This is a genomic window from Bdellovibrionota bacterium (genome assembly GCA_040386775.1).
GTDB lineage: Bacteria > Bdellovibrionota > Bdellovibrionia > Bdellovibrionales > JAEYZS01 > JAEYZS01.
In genome coordinates, this window is the sequence record JAZKEU010000017.1 from 1 (window position 1) to 15,179 (window position 15,179).

Genomic DNA, 15,179 nt, shown 5'->3' on the forward strand with positions numbered 1-15,179 from the left:
CCAGTGAGCGATGATTCAGTGTTGAATGAATTTGAAGAAGCTGTAAAACAAAAAGAGGCATTAGAAAAAAACATTCCTGTAAAAGAAGCTCCCGCACCGATTGCAATGAAGAGTGAAGATGATCTTTTAAAAGAATTTGAAAGTGCTGTAGATAAGGAAATGGGGACTACACCAAAGGCAAATGCAAAGCCTGCTCCGCCCGAACCAGCCTCTGAGACGGAAAAAGCAGAGGATGTTAATTCGGATAAGTTGGTCCAAGAAATGGAAGCTCTTGCTCAAGCAAAGCCTCCAGTAGCGCTAGATGATGGTAAAGACAGCAATCAAAAATTAATCGAAGAATTTGAAAACTTTGTAAATAAAAATTAATGAAAGAAGTGAAATGAAAATAATAAAAATAGTTTTACTAAATCTCTGTTTAAATTTTGGTGTAGTAGGAATGTTCCAAATTTCAGAAGCCAGCATTCCAACAAAGGCTATAAAACCAAATCCAAGATCTATTGTTTTCAACAATCAGTATCCTCTCGAAGCAAGATGGGATGCTTACCACCAGATCGTTACTAAGAATAAAAAAGAATCTCTTCCGATGGCTCATAAAGCGGTGAAGAGTAAAGATTGGTTTTTAAGAGAAGCCGGACTAAAAACCTTTGTGGCCCTTAAGCCCGAGCAAGCAAAAGTAATCGCCAGAGATATGCTAGAAAAAGATCCATCCATGCTGGTGAGAGCTCAGGCACTGAGCGCAATTAAAATCTTAGACGATAAGACGAGCGAAAAATTACTTTGGAAGACATTGAAAGATCCTAAAAACTTCAGAGGCGATCAGAGCTTATGGATTAGACCAAAAGTTGTGGCGACTCTGATGGAATTTAAAATGGGAAATAAGGAACAGTTCAAAGGCCTACTTGATGATAAAGATCCACAGGTGCAAAGACTTGCGCAAGAGGCACTAAAGAAGTTTTAAGTTTCGCCACTTTGTAATATAAAAAGTGGCGGAGTTGCAATTACTCTGGTTTTCCGTAACAGACTTTATTTTTTTCGATATGGGTTACGTTTTCATTTTGATCAAAGTGTATGGCCGTATTTCTATCTTTCTTTTTACGATAATCCAAAAATGACCAACACTCAATCTTTCCGTTTTCATCCAACAAGACTAAGCCACGGAAGTTTTTTCCATCTAAAAAGTATTCAGTATAAGATGATAGCGCTTTAGAATTTTTATCCAATAAATACCTAATAAAGCTATCTGGCTTTACGACTTCAGTGTTTGAATATACTAATAACTTCCGGTGAAGCAAATATTTTATTTGGGTGCCGTATCTGTCTCCATAACTTTTTCCAGAGATGATCAGTCCGTTCTGTGGTTTCACTGTAAATTCACCATTTTTAGCTAAGTGTAATTTGGCGGAGGTGTATGTCATCGGACCAACTTTAATGCTGTCGACATAATACTCAAAGCTATTTCTACTATTTTTTTCGTAACCACTTATGGAGCAAGAGTCAGGAGAGCATTGCAAACCCATGGGGCTTGAGTTTGTCATTTCAATAGGATAACCCGCGGAACTGAATTTGCTTGGTTCAACATTGGATATGCTTTCAATATAAGACCCATCTTCACTGAATGATACGCGTGACTCTTTAAGGTTGAGGGTTAAATTCGTATTTTCAAAATTAGGAAGCCTATACGTAAAATTTTGATCTACAAAATAATCTCTGAGCTTACCGTTTTTACTGAATCTATAAACAAAATAATCCTGAACACCTTCTAATAAAAGATTTGTTCCATTTATGGACACCGGAATTTTTTCATTCAAATCGAGTCCTAGTGCTTCTTCTAGAGAACCGTCTTGTCTTTTGCGGAACTCAAGATTGTTTAGATAGATATTGGTTTGGGTTTGAAATTTTATACCTTGTACCAAAATATTAATTCCGAAAATATTAATTTTTTTGTATTCTTCCTCAAGTTCGGCTGCCGGTATCTGTTCAAAGTCGGCTCGCGCCACCAGTGCTACTAGGGCTCTTGCTTTTTCAGAAGTTCCATCCTTTCTACCACTAAGATAAAAATATTCGTGCATAACGATTGCGGCTTTAGATTCTTCATCAAGTAAAGCAAATTGCCTTGGGTTAATAAAAATATTTTGTTTTAATTTGAAAATCAATGAATCGCAACCACGTATATTTTTAGCAATAGGTACGAGCTCACAAGCGTGGGGAATCACGGTGCTGCCAATGTCAACTTCTTGATAAACATCTTCGCCAGCAACTTTGGTATTTCCACAATAAACTTTATCTTTAGTAAAACTAATATATCCAGTGGGATTTTGAGCTATGTTCTTAAGCTCACGAGCCACATGGGAATTGAGTTTCTCCATTCTTTGTGCAGCAATCATAATTTTTTGTTGCCATGGCAAATTTTTTGCACCTAATTCCCAGGTGTATCCAAAGGCATTATTTGCATCCCAATAATCGAGAGCATGCAAACCTGCGGGTATGATTACTCCATTACTGGCTTTAACTGCCTGACTGCATTGAATGCCAAAGCCCCCGTTACCATCATGTCCTGCAATGGCCACAGAACCTGCAGTTGAAACGGCGATAAATAGCGCGTAGATTAATTTTTTCATGAAGTCTCCTTTTTTTTATTTTTTTTATTTTTTAAATTTGTTTCGGAAATAGGGAATAGGGCTACCGACAAATTGTACACTTGGTCGTAATCCTTTGAGTTTTCAATTATAAATTTATCTAATCCTCTTCTGAAGGCCGTTATTTTTTCCTTTATTTCCGGCATTAGTTTTGAGTCTAAGGCAAACAGTAAAGAAGAATTGTCTCTTGCAGCGAAATCAACATCTTCAATGCTTTGAATGGCTTCTTCTAAAAGCTCTTTTTGATATTTTTTTCTAGCGGCAGAAGTTTTATCTTTAGAAAGCCACTGCGTTGATGATCGAGTAATTTGATATTTCTTTTTTTCTTTTTTTATGTACCCTTGTCTTTCAAGTCTTTCTAGAGTGAAATTGACTTGTGTGAGCGGTAGGTTCAATTTCGAAGCTATAAAGTCTGCCGTGTGTTTTGCTCCTTTAAGTTTTAAAGTTTCAATCACAGCAAAATTTGACCAATGAGATAAAGTCTGGAACTCATCTTCTTCGATAAAAGAATATTGATGAGCGGAATAAGAAATTTGATTTTCTTTTAAGATTTGATGAGTGGTAATTCCTAAAAAATCACAAATCTTTTCGGTTAAAGTGAAAGAAAACCCTCTTTTACCATTGAGGAGTTTAGAGAGCAGGTCTTGTTGAATATGAAGCTTTCTCGCAAAAGCTCTCAAAGAAAATGCAGGATTCACATTCAATCTTTTTTCGTATTCTAGCTTTAACAAAGTTCTTAAAGCTAAATCGACTTCTCTTTTTTGATCTTTCGAAATTTTTATTATTTCCACTGCGGGTAGGTTTAACAAAAATGAATCAGAGATAGAAGTAATTTGTACTCATTTTGAGTACGAATACATGTACTCGAGCAATTTTTACAAATGAAATCTTGAAAAAAGAAAAGCCCATAGAGGGAACTATGGGCTTTAGGGGGGAAGATAGCTTGAGAGACGATGCTTATTTATCCAATGAGCATTCCAAAGAGTAATGTCCAAGTCCTCTAGTGCCCAATATTTTTACTCCAGGATTTTTTTCAGATAAACTGAGCGCTTGCATTTGGTCGTCATCTTGCAATAGCAACACGCTAACTACATCTGGAGACGCCGTCTCTGTAGAAATTGCAGAGATACTTCCGTGCGTAACTACATTTCCACTGCCGTTTAGCGCATTGATCTTTAGTTCTTTCATCGGCTCACCTGTCTTTATAACTGCGGTAAAGTCCGTTGACCTGTAATTGCACGTCACAGATAGACTGGCAGCGTTGGCTAAGTTGGACAGCATCGTAGCTGAGATCAAACTTAATGTTAAAAGTAATTTCATATAAACCTCCTCGTGGTTTTGATTTACATGTTTATTACTTTAAGTTTTTAAAAGCTGTATATGGATTTTATTGAACACGTACTCAAAGTGAGTACGTGTTTGCGTACTCGGGAAAAAATTTACCTAAAATTTTGAAAAGAGCACTGCGCAAGTAGCATTATTTTCAATTAGGGTTTTATCTTTAGATAAACTACCGGAATAGTTGTGAGTGCCCCATTTGAATCGGTATAAAATTGATCATCGGGCTCTTTAATGATTAAAAAGGCAGTGTTTGCACCATTGTCTGGCAACATAAATTGTAGAGGAACTATACCATCCTCTGGTAGGCGCTCGGGATATTCTATTTTTACACCCTTAAGTTGGAACTGATTGGCACCATCCCAATTCAATTCTAGATTCATTAAATTTTGTCCAGGCAACATCACCGCAGGCAAAATATTTTTACTCAGCCCGGAAATGGCATCGCTAGCTGAAAAAGAAACATTAAAAGTTTCGTCTACAAATATTTCACTCTTTGAAACGCTGAATTGAGTGATGACGGGAGGTGCAATATCGCTTTTAGAATTAGGCAGCACCTTGAATTTGATCACGGGAATTTCTGTCTGGTCGCCATCGTCATCGTAATAATAATTGCCCGCTCCTTTATATAAGGAGTGCATCTCAAAAGTATCTTTTTCATAAAAAATAATCTGTTGAATGGTGTAAAGTTCTAAGCGCGGATAAGCCCAAGGATTTACAGTAAGGTTTGTTATTCTATAAGAATTTTCCCCGGTGGGTTCACTCATGCGAGTCAATTCACCGCTATTGATAAAAATATTTTGTTCAATAAAGCCTAGGTAAATAGACATGCTGCTGTTAGGCTCGACAGAAAAGTTTTCTTTGGTTTCAAAGTGAAGATCTAGCGCTTCTCCGGCGGAAACCACGGGGTTTTTTAATGTTACACTTTCAATGGGGGAGAACGCTAAAGCGGAAAAAGAAAATAAAAATGCAAAAATAAAAATCCGGTATGACATATGAACTCCTGTTTTAAAACTAAATAACTTTAAATTAATTTGTACGTTTAACCTTAGCGAGCGCTTCTTCTAAAGCTAGCTCTCTTTCAATTCTGTAAAGCAAGGACAGTTCTTCTAAGCCGTCCGTTTGAATTTTTTCTGAATCAGCAAAAAAATCTTTTTGAAGCTCTGGCTGCTTAAGCACAATCACCTTCGTAACCGGCTTTGCGCCCTGCTTGCCTTTGATCACGCGCAAGTTGAGCTTGTACTTGAATCCGCCTTGAATATATTTTTTTCGGTGCGGTGCTACCCAAACATCTTCGCCCCGGATAAAATCTGTTTCGATAACACCAGATTCTTCGTCATAAGATTTCAAAGGGTATTTTCCCAAGACTATAAGACAAGCTTTCCAAGTGTTGAGAAATGACGTAGAGAAGGTTTTTGTTTTTGGACCGGGATCTTTGATGTCAATGTGTTCGGGTTCCACGCTCGCAGAAGAACACCCGCTGAGTGCTCCCACCGAAATTGCTAGGGCAAGAAGAGGAGCCTTATAGTTGAACTGCACCTTAAAATTGAACTGCGTTATGAACTGCATGTGTCGCCTGGTTGAGAGTCTTTGGACCATTAAATTGTTTATTCTCTACAGAGTCAATTCCATAAAATACCACTTGCCAGCGTTGATTTGCACGAACTTCATTCACATCTGGAAGATCAATTTCCTCAATCCATCCTGGAGAATAAATCTCCCAAGAAACATCTGCACGTTCTGCCTTAATATCTGAAAGAGCAGCGTAAGTGGCAAAGCCTTTTATATTTCCTTTGAGCGTGGGCTTAGAGAGTTTCATTCCAGAAGCGGTCATTGTTGGGGCGGCAACTCTTTCAAGCAAATGCCCTTGATCCAATTTTTGCGAATCCACAAGAGCGGTGGCCATGCTGCTTGATAATTTCGCTTCTTCTTTATTTGTTTGTTCTTTATCGGCATTGACCAAGAGGACCGTCCCTCTCGCCGCAGCTTCGGGTAGAGCAAGTTTTTGGTTTTTTGATTCTCTCAATTTAATATCGCTTGGCAGATATTTTCCGTCTTCTTCAAATAGTGAAACCCCAAAGAGCATTCCTTTCGCCGGAATAGGACTAGTAAAGTTAATTTTTGGAGTTAGCTTCTTTTGGTTCGCATCGATGTCGAGAGCCACATTTGGTGAGTTGATGTTTACAGTTTTTGAACCTAGAGCGAGGAATTCAAAATCATTTACTACTTCAAAATAGCTTTGGCCGGCTTTTAATTTATCGGCTACTTTTTTGAAATCAAATTTTCCGCGATTGGCTTGAACTTTGAAGGCTCCTTGGAAATCAAAGAATAAACGATAGAATGCTTTCTCTACTGTCACCGGAATAAAAGAGTAGCTTTCTTTTTGCTTGGGCAGAAAAATATTGGTAGGGATGTCTAGCTCTTGTCCCATGACACTGATGGTGTCAAATTTTTCGCTGATCAGTTGGGTGATATCAAAATTCAAAGCTTCTGAAGCCGTGAGGGTAGAAATCGCAAGGCCAAAATCAATAAAGCCATCACTTGGCATTTGGCCAAATCCACTAATAGATCCTTTGGCTTCGTATCTTTCAGTTTTCTTTCTGTGACGAACATCAAAGATTTGCGCAGTGGGAGTTTGTTTTAAATAAGTTGTGCGAATAAAACCTTGTTTAGAGATTGTTACGGGCAATTCCTGAGTCCAACCGGAAGGAATGGCGAATTCACCGTTTGTATTTGTTGTTAATGTGTTATTTGGAAAAGGTGTGTTCGCACTCTGTCCAATAAGGACTTCAGCGTTAGCTAAGGGAGCGCCAGTTTCATCTCTAACAAGAACCGCTTTTCTTAATTCGAGGTCAGCTCTTATCAATTGATCATTTTGATCATTGAGAATGTCGCTATGGCTTAGTTGTTTGTTATTTGAGCAGCCTGCTGCCAAGATAAGTACTAAGATCCATTTGGCTTGATTTTTAAGTTTCATTATTTCCCCCAATAGTTTTAGACAGAACAATTCCATTAGTAGAGGGATTTAGAGTCAAGAAGCATTGCAGAAAATTTTACTTCCCAGAGGTGTAAACCGCCGTGTAGGCTTTAAGCATGGGATTTATTAGAGTTCTCATTCCAACTTGGAGATTTTTTGATCGCTTAGGGCGGGTACCAGAGCTCTTTTACCGACTCAAAGTTAGCGGAAAGTTTGGTCCATGGTTACCAGCTTTGGAAAAGCCAACTCGCAAATTCTATCATTTATTTTTAAATCCTGAAGGCAACTTGCATCTAGCTTACAATACGTTGGTAGATCGCTTGCTTGATGATTCCCAAAATAAGTCCATAAATTTTGAAAACCAAATATCCTTTCTGCAGATAAAGAATCTTGTCCACCAAAAAGCCTTAACAAGTGCCACAAAAGAAACAACTCATTTTGAATTTAAAGTGAGCGTCACTCAATATGAAAAATCCACGCCTTATGTGATCGAAGTCTTTAAAACTCCGGAGTACAAAGTATGAAAACTCTAGAGCTCATTACAAGATTGATTTCGTTTGCGGTATTTCTTCAGGGTTTAGAAATTATTTTGATTCGTCATGCTTGGGCTAAAAACGGTCCTTGGGATTGGGAAATTCTAAGAAAAGAATATTCTCCTAAATTTCAAAAATATCTTTCGGTATTTTTTGATGAAAAATATTTTCTTATTCTTATCTGCATTCAAATTTCAGTAGCTGCGATCAATGTATTTACGGCTCAACTTTTAGGAAATGGAGTTTTGTTGTTTACGACGGTTTTAATAGCTGTAAGATTTCGCGGAACTTTCAATGGTGGTAGCGATTACATGACCACCCTGATTCTTCTGGCGGTATTTATAGCGGGGTTTTGCCCGGATGACTCCATTGGGCAGTTGGCCTGTTTCGCCTATATTGGAATTCAGACGATTCTCTCCTATTTTATTGCCGGATTAACAAAGCTCAAAGAAAAGTCATGGCGCAACGGTCGCGCTATAAAACAATTTTTACTTTATTCAAATTATCCAGTCGATACCAATACCAAAGCTCTCGTTAAAAAACCTTTATTTGCTCTGATGGCGAGTGTGATCATCTTACTTTTCGAGTGCACCTTTCCTTTGGTGCTCTTGGATAAAAGAATTTGTCTTATCTATCTTTGTATTGGATTTTTATTTCACCTAGAAAATTTTTTCGTTCTAGGTCTGAATAGATTTGTTTTTGCTTGGCTTGCAGCTTACCCGGCACTTTATTATCTTAGTGACTACATAAGATGGGAAAAGTAATCAAGGTCTTTGCTAATTGCACTAGTTGCAACTTACGGCGCCACTGTCGATGAGCGAAGGATTGGGTTGAGAGAAATCGATCCAGTATTCATAGGTGCAAGACGAGTGCGTGATAAAGCAATCATCTCTGCCGGTAAATGACGAATCGGCTCTCGTGTAAGTGATTTGGTCAAAGCCTGCGGAGATGGTACAGGTTCCATGCGCGCCATTAGCCCAAACCACTGCATCTGATGGCATCGGAGAATTCAATACCAGAGTAAAATCATTGGAAATAACACCACTGCCAGAATCTTTACTTGGATTGCTATCGCTGTCACTGCAAGATACTAAAAGAGAAGTGGCAATAAGAGCGACCAATCCCAAGGATAGGTGCTTTGCGATAGATATGGTGCTGAGTTTCATTTTAATTCTCCTTATCTTTTGGTTCGGTTACAGCCATGGGCTTAACTCTATACCCTAAATTCTAACACATGATGAGACAATAATCCAAAGTAAGTGGGTTAAACATAGCTCTAAAAGCTATATGATGAGTTATAGAGTAAAAATGATAATATATTAATATTTTGTTGGCACAAAGTACGGCTTCTTTATCAATATCTTTCTTGGCTTATAAATCTTTTTTAGTTCCTAGATACCAGAGTCCGGTTCCATCCACCTTAAGGTGAAAGCGATCTTCTATTGGACTTTCAAAAGTCATTTCATAATCGGACTGAAGATTCAGTTCTGTGCGAGGTACAAAGGCTTCCACTTTTTGTTGGTCAAATTTTCCGAGGTGACTTTCTTTTGCAAGAGTAAATGCGCAAGCGGCATTCACGGAATTTCTTCCGCATGTCATCCCCAAGCTTTTATCGGCGCTTTCATAGATGAAAGTGTCTTTAGCACTTACAGCGTCCATAAATCCATTGAGTCTTGGAGCTCCGTTGATTTCATTGATTAGTACAATGACTTTTTCAGGGGTGAAAAACACGGTAACGACATCCTCCGCTGCGTGCGCAGCGGGAGATGATAAAATAAAGGTGAGTAAAGAAAGAAATAATCTCATTATTAAGGATGTAGCACACGTGGATCCATTTGTCTAAATGGTAATCAGTAGATTCATAAAATCATCAATCGAATCCCAAATCTCCTTATATTTTCCGTAATCTGCATTAGTGTAGATGTCTTCATGGGTTGAGTCGAAAGCATGGGAATAGAATGGAAAATTTTGGTTACTTTTTTTAAGCTGGGCCGCTTTATGTGTTAGCAAATTAAAATGTCGGAAGCTGACGCTGGCATCATTGCGTCCGTGAAGGAGCAATACGGGCACATTATTTTTTGACAAAAGTTCAAGATTTTCACCATTGTCCCAATTTTCTCTAGCGGCCGTCAGCTTGGTCAACAGTGGTGCAATCCAATTGCTGAAAAGGAATTTGGCTGAATCTTTGGAGGCCTCATATAGATTGTAAAAAGAGGAATGAGAAACCACTCCTGCAATAAGTTTTGGTTGATGAGCGGCTGTTTCCATAGCCACCGGTGCGCCGATGGAATGACCAATCAGAAATATTTTTCGTTGGGGGAATCTATTTTTCACAAAGAGAACTAGGCCTTCGCTAGCTTTCTGCCAGCTGGCTTTGGTCGGTGTCCCCATTGAACCTCCGTAACCGGGGTACTCCATCATCACGACTGTATTTCCAGCAAGAGTTAGGTCGCGAACCAAGTCTAAAGTAACGGCCGATAAAAGGTTGTGACTGGTCGACGAAAACAGCACCACAAATGGTGATTCAGGGAGATCTAAATTTGTTGTTTCAAATGCGGCGATGCTATGGAACTTTTGTACTTGATTGGTGAACTTTGTGGGATTTAGTTGCGCCCAATCCAGGACCTCAGCACCTAGCATATCAATGAAAAGAATTTTTCCGTCTGTCATTTTCGAAATATTATTCAAGTTAATGCGGTACTGTGCAGTTTCCGAACGGTTATTCACCATAAAGATATTGTGCAAAACTGGATTCGCCCAATTTTTTGTGTTGTAGGTTTTTCCATTCAGCTCTGAATAGTTCATTGACTCTTTTGAAACCAATGATCGATTTGCAAACTCTTCTGTAAAAGAAGAGGCTTGTGCTGTTGCCAACTGTACCGTTATGAGTCCACCAATTAATAATCTTAAGTATTTCATAAAATTCCTCCATTGCTTAGATCTTATAATTGCCAAAGCCTGTGCGTTTCATTTACATATGATAAGAAATATGGAAACTTTTGAAATTATCAAAAAATACTTATCACCTATGATTACCATTCCTCCTTTGGAATGGGTGGCTTTAGTCCGTTGTTTAAAGGTCAAGCATATCAAGAAGGATAGCTTTTTTTTCAGGCAAGGAGAGAATGTCTTTGAAATTGGTTATGTGCAAAAAGGACTGCTCTATAATTTCTATACCGATGAGGATGGTAATGAGTTGGTAAAGTACTTTATTTCGTCTGGAAAGTTGGTGGCGGCCTATTCCAGTCTGATTTTGAGTCGGCCGGCCATCGCGAGTTGTAAAGCCTTAGAAGACACTACGATAATTACGATTCAATATGAGGATCTACTGAATCTATATAAGCGTCATGCCTGTTGGGAAAGAATGGGGCGCCTAGGTGCCGAAGAACAATTTGTGGAAAAAGAAATTCGTGAGTATCAGTTTCTGGCGAACACGGCCAGTGAAAGATATAACTTCTTTGTGCGGGAAAACCCAGATCTGATCAATCGCATTCCGCAATATTTGATCGCATCTTTTCTGGGCATTTCACCAGTTTCACTCAGTCGACTGCGTAATCCGAATTAAAGATTTTATTAACATTTGTTAATGAGCAGGTAGACATTTAATGTTCTGATGCTCGTTAACGATGGAATCTTTTGATAAAATAAAAATTTTTATTTCACAGATGATACAAATTCCTCCTCCAGAATGGTTACATTTAGTTCCTCTTTTAAAAATAAAACATATTCTTAAAGATACTTATTATTTTAAGCAAGGTGATAGCGTTTATGAAATTGGTTTTGTCGTAAAAGGGCTGCTTTACAATTTTTATACCAAGGCCGACGGTGAAGAGCTAGTAAAGTATTTTATCCCGGAAGGAAAATTAGTTGCAGCCTATTCAAGTTTAATTTTGAATCAGCCTGCGTTTTATTCTTGTAAAACTTTAGAAGATACGACTCTCGTTACAATACAGTATAGTGATTTATTAAATCTTTACAAACGCAATGCTTGCTGGGAAAAAATGGGAAGAATTAACGCAGAAAAACAATATATTGAAAAGGAGCTTCGCGAATATCAATTTTTAGCCCATAGCGCTCTTGAGAGATATGAATTTTTCGTAAAAGAAAATAAACATATCTTAAATCGGATTCCACAGTATTTAATAGCATCTTATCTTGGTATGTCTCCAGTATCGTTGAGTCGAATTCGCAATCCGAATAATAAATAAAAGTTTAAACTTCTAAAAATGATGATATTTTAATGTTATTGGTTTTTCACCTGTGGCTTGTTCGTAATCTTTTACAAATTTTTTATATTCTTGTGATTGAGCATATACGGTCAAACTATCATTAATCAATTTTCTTTGAGCAAGGGTAAGGGACTCGAACATAATACTTTCTTGCACCACAAATTCAAAATCAAGAGGGGAGCCTAGGCTCCTATACAGTCTTAGTTCGTTTTGAATGTCTGTCAATTCCTGTTGAGATAAAGTATTTACATCTCTTGCAGGCCATGCTTTTGCCCAAAAGTGTGTGCCAAATATTCGAACGGTATTATAATAAACTTGAGATTCGCTTTCACCGCCTGAATTATTCATGCATTTAAGAAGTCTTTGATCGGCAGCTGTCCTCTCTGCAAATGTTCCACCAATCCAATAGGAAATATCATGCTCTATACAACAATGACCCCAACTCCCATCAGACGAAGCGGTGCAGCCGTCTACAATCAGTGGATTTATTATTTTATTAGTTATTGCATATGATGAAGCAGACGCTAGAAAAATTAAAGCAGAAGTTAAGAATGTATATTGGCTCATAGTGGTTTCTCCCCAAGCTGGGATCACACTAGGGAAGAAAGCATTCATGCTCATTAACATTTGTTAATAAATTATTTTTCTTTTTTCTGCAAAAAATATTAGTTCACTTCATTAAAAAGATTCGATCTAGATGTTGGCGTTCCTACGTTGGACAGTTATATCAAAGATTCATCAATAGGTAATTATGTATATAAGATATAATTTTAATAATATTTTACTTGTATTCAAAGTTTGTATATCAGTGAGGAGTAATTTTTTGTATATTTTAAGAAGGGGAAATATGAAATTAATTTTAATCACTTTTGTATCTATTGCGATGGGTTCTTCTGAGCTCTGGCAAGAAGTATATTCTTGCAGAAAGGATAGAGTTTCTGTCACCTTAATGAAGAAATTCGATGAATATCAAGTGACCGGAGTTCTTTGTTTGGACCCCGAGTGCTACTTGGTTGAGAAGGATTTTGATTCGTATTTTTTAAGACTTGTAGAGTCGGGTATTTATGCTGGAAATACAATAGAGCTCATAGAAAAAGAGAATAATAAAATTGAGTTATTGGTAGGAGCTGGTGATTTGCCATCCGGAACATATTTTTATTGCGCCAAAGAGAATAATTTTTAATCCCTCCCAGATTAATATCCTTTCCCAATTGACATCGGAAAAAAATTGGTGGACCTGGCCGGGATCGAACCGGCGACCTTCAACATGCCATGCTGACGCGCTACCAACTGCGCTACAGGCCCACTTAAATTAGACGTATTGTCTAATTTTTTTAATCATCGTTGTAAATAAATTTTCTAATTAGTTTAAAATGGTAGCGAGGAGAGGACTTGAACCTCCGACACGCGGATTATGATTCCGCTGCTCTAACCAACTGAGCTACCCCGCCACAGGGTGAATTTGAATAAGCAAATTAGGGGATGGCTTAAATATTGTCAATCCCTAAAAAAGCCCACCAATACATATATTTAAGCCCCATAGGCCTTGAGTATATTCCTGATGATGTATATCTTTATTTAAATCTATTAGGAGAATCTATGTCCGTCGAAGCCAGCGTAGGAGATTTAGTAAAAGTGGTCGCTCTTTTGGGAGCGGCAGTAGTCGCGGTCCCAATTTTTAGAAAGATTGGTTTGGGTTCGGTGTTGGGTTATTTGGCAGCGGGCCTAGCGATTGGTCCTTTTGGTCTTGCATGGTTTACAGATTCTGCGGCCATTCTGCATGTGGCAGAACTTGGCGTGGTGATGTTTCTTTTTGTGATTGGCCTCGAGATGCGTCCTTCACATCTTTGGAGTTTGCGAAACGAAATTTTTGGTTTGGGCTCTTTTCAAATTGCGGTGTGCACGTTGGCCTTAACTCTGGTGGGAGTGGCCTTTGGATTTCCTTTGAATGTTTCCTTTATCTGCGGGATGGGATTTGTTCTCACATCTACTGCGATCGTGATGCAACTCATGAGCGAGCGTGGTGAAACGAATCTTCCGCACGGTCAAAAAATTGTTTCTGTTTTATTATTTGAAGATCTATTGATCGTTCCACTTTTGGCCATTGTGGCATTCATGTCGCCCAATGTAGTGTCTCATGAGGGATTGCAGTGGATGCCGTTTCTCATTGCCATTGGTGCTGTGGCCGGATTGATTGTAGCGGGAATTTGGTTGCTCAATCCTTTATTCAGATTGTTGGCCTTAGCAAAAGCACGCGAAGTTTTAACAGCGGCGGCTTTGCTGGTGGTGTTGGGTTCCGCCCTCATCATGCAGATCAGTGGTCTTTCGATGGCAATGGGAGCATTCCTTGCTGGAGTTCTTCTCGCTGAATCCACATTCCGTCACCAGATTGAAGCGGACATCGAGCCTTTCCGTGGAATTTTATTGGGATTATTTTTTATCGGCGTAGGGATGTCTTTGAATTTAAGTGTAGTGATTGTAAACTGGTCGCTCATATTGTCAGGTGTTCTGGCTATGATGCTAGCTAAAGCAATTTGCATTTATATGGTGGCAAGAATTTCAAAGAGTTCTCACAAAGAAGCTCTTGATCGAGCGATCATCATGGCCCAAGGCGGGGAGTTTGCCTTTGTACTTTACGCCGCTGCAACGGCAGCGGGAGTGATCGATGCTACGGTGAACGCCAACATCACGGCAATTGTTGTATTGTCTATGGTGCTCACACCACTCTTTATGATTCTTTATAAAAAGCTTTCTACGAAACCTAAAGAATCTATGGATGGAATTGAAGAAGCGAATGGCTTAACTGGAAATGTTCTGATTATTGGCTTCGGAAGATTTGGTCAAGTGATGAGTCAGCTACTGCTTGCAAGAAACACTGACGTTACAATCATTGATAATGACATTGAGATGATTCGAAGTGCGAGTAATTTTGGATTTAAGATTTATTACGGAGATGCAAGAAGGCTTGATGTTTTAAGAGCCTCAGGTGCTCACACGGCTGCGGTGATAGCAGTTTGTGTCGATGACAAAGATGCTGCGAACAAAGTTGTAGAGCTTGCGAAGGCAGAATTTTCTCAAGCAAAAATTTTAGTTCGCGCTTACGACAGAACTCATGCAAGGGAATTGATGGTAGCCAAAGTGGATTTTCAAATGCGTGAGACTTTTGAATCTGCAATTAAATTTGGAATGGCGGCTCTTTGCAAAATCGGTGTTGAAAAAGAAGAAGCCAATGAAATTGCAGAAGAAATCAGACGTCGTGATACTGAAAGATTTGAATTGGAATTGGTCGGTGGTGCGGAAGCTGGAAGAAAACTTTTATTGGGAAATGCTTCAACGCCAGTTCCATTTACAAAGCCTCAGCGTGAAAGTAAACCTCTCACTCAAGAAACTGCTGTCGAGGTGCAAAGTCAGGTCACTTCGAATTAGTGTGAAGTTGCTGGATAATAAATAGGCAAAAATGTTTATC

Annotated in this window: 18 protein-coding genes and 2 tRNA genes; 8 read left to right on the forward strand and 12 right to left on the reverse strand. The window is 38.6% G+C overall.

Translation table 11 applies throughout. From position 1 onward, the window contains the following. Both V4596_10080 and V4596_10085 read left to right on the forward strand, forming a co-directional pair. Nucleotides 1-366: hypothetical protein (locus V4596_10080; protein ID MES2769480.1), on the forward strand; the 366-nt coding region annotated here is incomplete at its 5' end. A gap of 13 nt (nt 367-379) precedes the next feature. Next, nucleotides 380-958, forward strand: a complete 579-nt coding sequence (locus tag V4596_10085) for a HEAT repeat domain-containing protein (GenBank protein ID MES2769481.1) — start codon at nt 380-382, stop codon at nt 956-958. Nucleotides 959-998: 40 nt separating this feature from the next. On the opposite strand, the gene V4596_10090 is transcribed toward V4596_10085, so the two are convergent. The 6 genes from V4596_10090 to V4596_10115 form a co-directional block, all read right to left on the reverse strand. Then, nucleotides 999-2,618, reverse strand: a complete 1,620-nt coding sequence (locus tag V4596_10090; protein ID MES2769482.1) for a hypothetical protein — start codon at nt 2,616-2,618, stop codon at nt 999-1,001. Next, nucleotides 2,615-3,427, reverse strand: coding sequence for a TIGR02147 family protein (locus tag V4596_10095; protein ID MES2769483.1), 813 nt, complete (start codon nt 3,425-3,427; stop codon nt 2,615-2,617). The genes V4596_10090 and V4596_10095 overlap by 4 nt, the downstream gene beginning before the upstream one ends. 166 nt (nt 3,428-3,593) lie before the next feature. Further along, complete coding sequence (locus tag V4596_10100; protein ID MES2769484.1) at nt 3,594-3,956, reverse strand: hypothetical protein; 363 nt, start codon at nt 3,954-3,956, stop codon at nt 3,594-3,596. A 167-nt stretch (nt 3,957-4,123) separates the two neighbouring features. Further along, nucleotides 4,124-4,969 (reverse strand): hypothetical protein, encoded by an 846-nt coding sequence (locus tag V4596_10105; protein ID MES2769485.1) that lies wholly within the window; start codon nt 4,967-4,969, stop codon nt 4,124-4,126. Between the two features lie 34 nt (nt 4,970-5,003). Beyond that, the gene (locus V4596_10110) at nt 5,004-5,543 is read right to left on the reverse strand and encodes a hypothetical protein (protein MES2769486.1); all 540 of its coding nucleotides are present in this window, start codon (nt 5,541-5,543) and stop codon (nt 5,004-5,006) included. Further along, complete coding sequence (locus V4596_10115; protein ID MES2769487.1) at nt 5,515-6,951, reverse strand: hypothetical protein; 1,437 nt, start codon at nt 6,949-6,951, stop codon at nt 5,515-5,517. Before V4596_10115 ends, V4596_10110 begins: the two co-directional genes overlap by 29 nt. 116 nt (nt 6,952-7,067) lie before the next feature. On the opposite strand from V4596_10115, the gene V4596_10120 reads away from it, so the two are divergent. After that, nucleotides 7,068-7,475 carry a hypothetical protein gene (locus V4596_10120; GenBank protein ID MES2769488.1) on the forward strand — a complete coding sequence of 136 codons (408 nt, stop codon included), beginning with the start codon at nt 7,068-7,070 and terminating at the stop codon, nt 7,473-7,475. Next, nucleotides 7,472-8,248 carry a hypothetical protein gene (locus tag V4596_10125; GenBank protein MES2769489.1) on the forward strand — a complete coding sequence of 259 codons (777 nt, stop codon included), beginning with the start codon at nt 7,472-7,474 and terminating at the stop codon, nt 8,246-8,248. Before V4596_10120 ends, V4596_10125 begins: the two co-directional genes overlap by 4 nt. 21 nt (nt 8,249-8,269) lie before the next feature. Here the strand turns inward: V4596_10125 and V4596_10130 are convergent, their stop codons facing one another. From V4596_10130 to V4596_10140, 3 genes are all read right to left on the reverse strand, one after another. After that, nucleotides 8,270-8,650: a hypothetical protein gene (locus tag V4596_10130; protein ID MES2769490.1), complete on the reverse strand. Its 381-nt coding sequence runs from the start codon at nt 8,648-8,650 to the stop codon at nt 8,270-8,272. A 205-nt stretch (nt 8,651-8,855) separates the two neighbouring features. After that, nucleotides 8,856-9,290, reverse strand: a complete 435-nt coding sequence (locus V4596_10135) for a hypothetical protein (GenBank protein MES2769491.1) — start codon at nt 9,288-9,290, stop codon at nt 8,856-8,858. 33 nt (nt 9,291-9,323) lie between these two features. Further along, nucleotides 9,324-10,403, reverse strand: coding sequence for an alpha/beta hydrolase (locus V4596_10140; protein ID MES2769492.1), 1,080 nt, complete (start codon nt 10,401-10,403; stop codon nt 9,324-9,326). A 70-nt stretch (nt 10,404-10,473) separates the two neighbouring features. Between V4596_10140 and V4596_10145 the strand changes: the two genes are divergently transcribed. Beyond that, a complete protein-coding gene (locus tag V4596_10145) occupies nt 10,474-11,049 on the forward strand; it encodes a Crp/Fnr family transcriptional regulator (GenBank protein MES2769493.1) in 576 nt (191 codons plus the stop codon). Between the two features lie 61 nt (nt 11,050-11,110). Beyond that, a complete protein-coding gene (locus tag V4596_10150) occupies nt 11,111-11,692 on the forward strand; it encodes a Crp/Fnr family transcriptional regulator (GenBank protein MES2769494.1) in 582 nt (193 codons plus the stop codon). Between the two features lie 12 nt (nt 11,693-11,704). On the opposite strand, the gene V4596_10155 is transcribed toward V4596_10150, so the two are convergent. Beyond that, nucleotides 11,705-12,334 (reverse strand): hypothetical protein, encoded by a 630-nt coding sequence (locus V4596_10155; protein ID MES2769495.1) that lies wholly within the window; start codon nt 12,332-12,334, stop codon nt 11,705-11,707. Nucleotides 12,335-12,560: 226 nt separating this feature from the next. Between V4596_10155 and V4596_10160 the strand changes: the two genes are divergently transcribed. Continuing rightward, nucleotides 12,561-12,896, forward strand: a complete 336-nt coding sequence (locus tag V4596_10160) for a hypothetical protein (protein ID MES2769496.1) — start codon at nt 12,561-12,563, stop codon at nt 12,894-12,896. 46 nt (nt 12,897-12,942) lie between these two features. On the opposite strand, the gene V4596_10165 is transcribed toward V4596_10160, so the two are convergent. Together V4596_10165 and V4596_10170 are read right to left on the reverse strand one after the other, a co-directional pair. Then, nucleotides 12,943-13,018: transfer RNA gene (locus V4596_10165), tRNA-Ala, on the reverse strand. Between the two features lie 69 nt (nt 13,019-13,087). Then, nucleotides 13,088-13,164, reverse strand: a tRNA-Met gene (locus tag V4596_10170). A 148-nt stretch (nt 13,165-13,312) separates the two neighbouring features. On the opposite strand from V4596_10170, the gene V4596_10175 reads away from it, so the two are divergent. Next, nucleotides 13,313-15,139 (forward strand): monovalent cation:proton antiporter-2 (CPA2) family protein, encoded by a 1,827-nt coding sequence (locus tag V4596_10175; protein MES2769497.1) that lies wholly within the window; start codon nt 13,313-13,315, stop codon nt 15,137-15,139. Nucleotides 15,140-15,179 lie beyond the last annotated feature (40 nt).

Bases quoted from the DNA above. Each gene is read 5' to 3' on its own strand.
- V4596_10085 (MES2769481.1), top strand. From the start codon at position 380: ATGAAAATAATAAAAATAGTTTTACTAAATCTCTGTTTAAATTTTGGT.
- V4596_10090 (MES2769482.1), bottom strand. From the start codon at position 2,618: ATGAAAAAATTAATCTACGCGCTATTTATCGCCGTTTCAACTGCAGGT.
- V4596_10100 (MES2769484.1), bottom strand. From the start codon at position 3,956: ATGAAATTACTTTTAACATTAAGTTTGATCTCAGCTACGATGCTGTCC.
- V4596_10105 (MES2769485.1), bottom strand. From the start codon at position 4,969: ATGTCATACCGGATTTTTATTTTTGCATTTTTATTTTCTTTTTCCGCT.
- V4596_10110 (MES2769486.1), bottom strand. From the start codon at position 5,543: ATGCAGTTCATAACGCAGTTCAATTTTAAGGTGCAGTTCAACTATAAG.
- V4596_10115 (MES2769487.1), bottom strand. From the start codon at position 6,951: ATGAAACTTAAAAATCAAGCCAAATGGATCTTAGTACTTATCTTGGCA.
- V4596_10120 (MES2769488.1), top strand. From the start codon at position 7,068: ATGGGATTTATTAGAGTTCTCATTCCAACTTGGAGATTTTTTGATCGC.
- V4596_10125 (MES2769489.1), top strand. From the start codon at position 7,472: ATGAAAACTCTAGAGCTCATTACAAGATTGATTTCGTTTGCGGTATTT.
- V4596_10130 (MES2769490.1), bottom strand. From the start codon at position 8,650: ATGAAACTCAGCACCATATCTATCGCAAAGCACCTATCCTTGGGATTG.
- V4596_10135 (MES2769491.1), bottom strand. From the start codon at position 9,290: ATGAGATTATTTCTTTCTTTACTCACCTTTATTTTATCATCTCCCGCT.
- V4596_10140 (MES2769492.1), bottom strand. From the start codon at position 10,403: ATGAAATACTTAAGATTATTAATTGGTGGACTCATAACGGTACAGTTG.
- V4596_10145 (MES2769493.1), top strand. From the start codon at position 10,474: ATGGAAACTTTTGAAATTATCAAAAAATACTTATCACCTATGATTACC.
- V4596_10150 (MES2769494.1), top strand. From the start codon at position 11,111: ATGGAATCTTTTGATAAAATAAAAATTTTTATTTCACAGATGATACAA.
- V4596_10155 (MES2769495.1), bottom strand. From the start codon at position 12,334: ATGAGCATGAATGCTTTCTTCCCTAGTGTGATCCCAGCTTGGGGAGAA.
- V4596_10160 (MES2769496.1), top strand. From the start codon at position 12,561: ATGAAATTAATTTTAATCACTTTTGTATCTATTGCGATGGGTTCTTCT.
- V4596_10175 (MES2769497.1), top strand. From the start codon at position 13,313: ATGTCCGTCGAAGCCAGCGTAGGAGATTTAGTAAAAGTGGTCGCTCTT.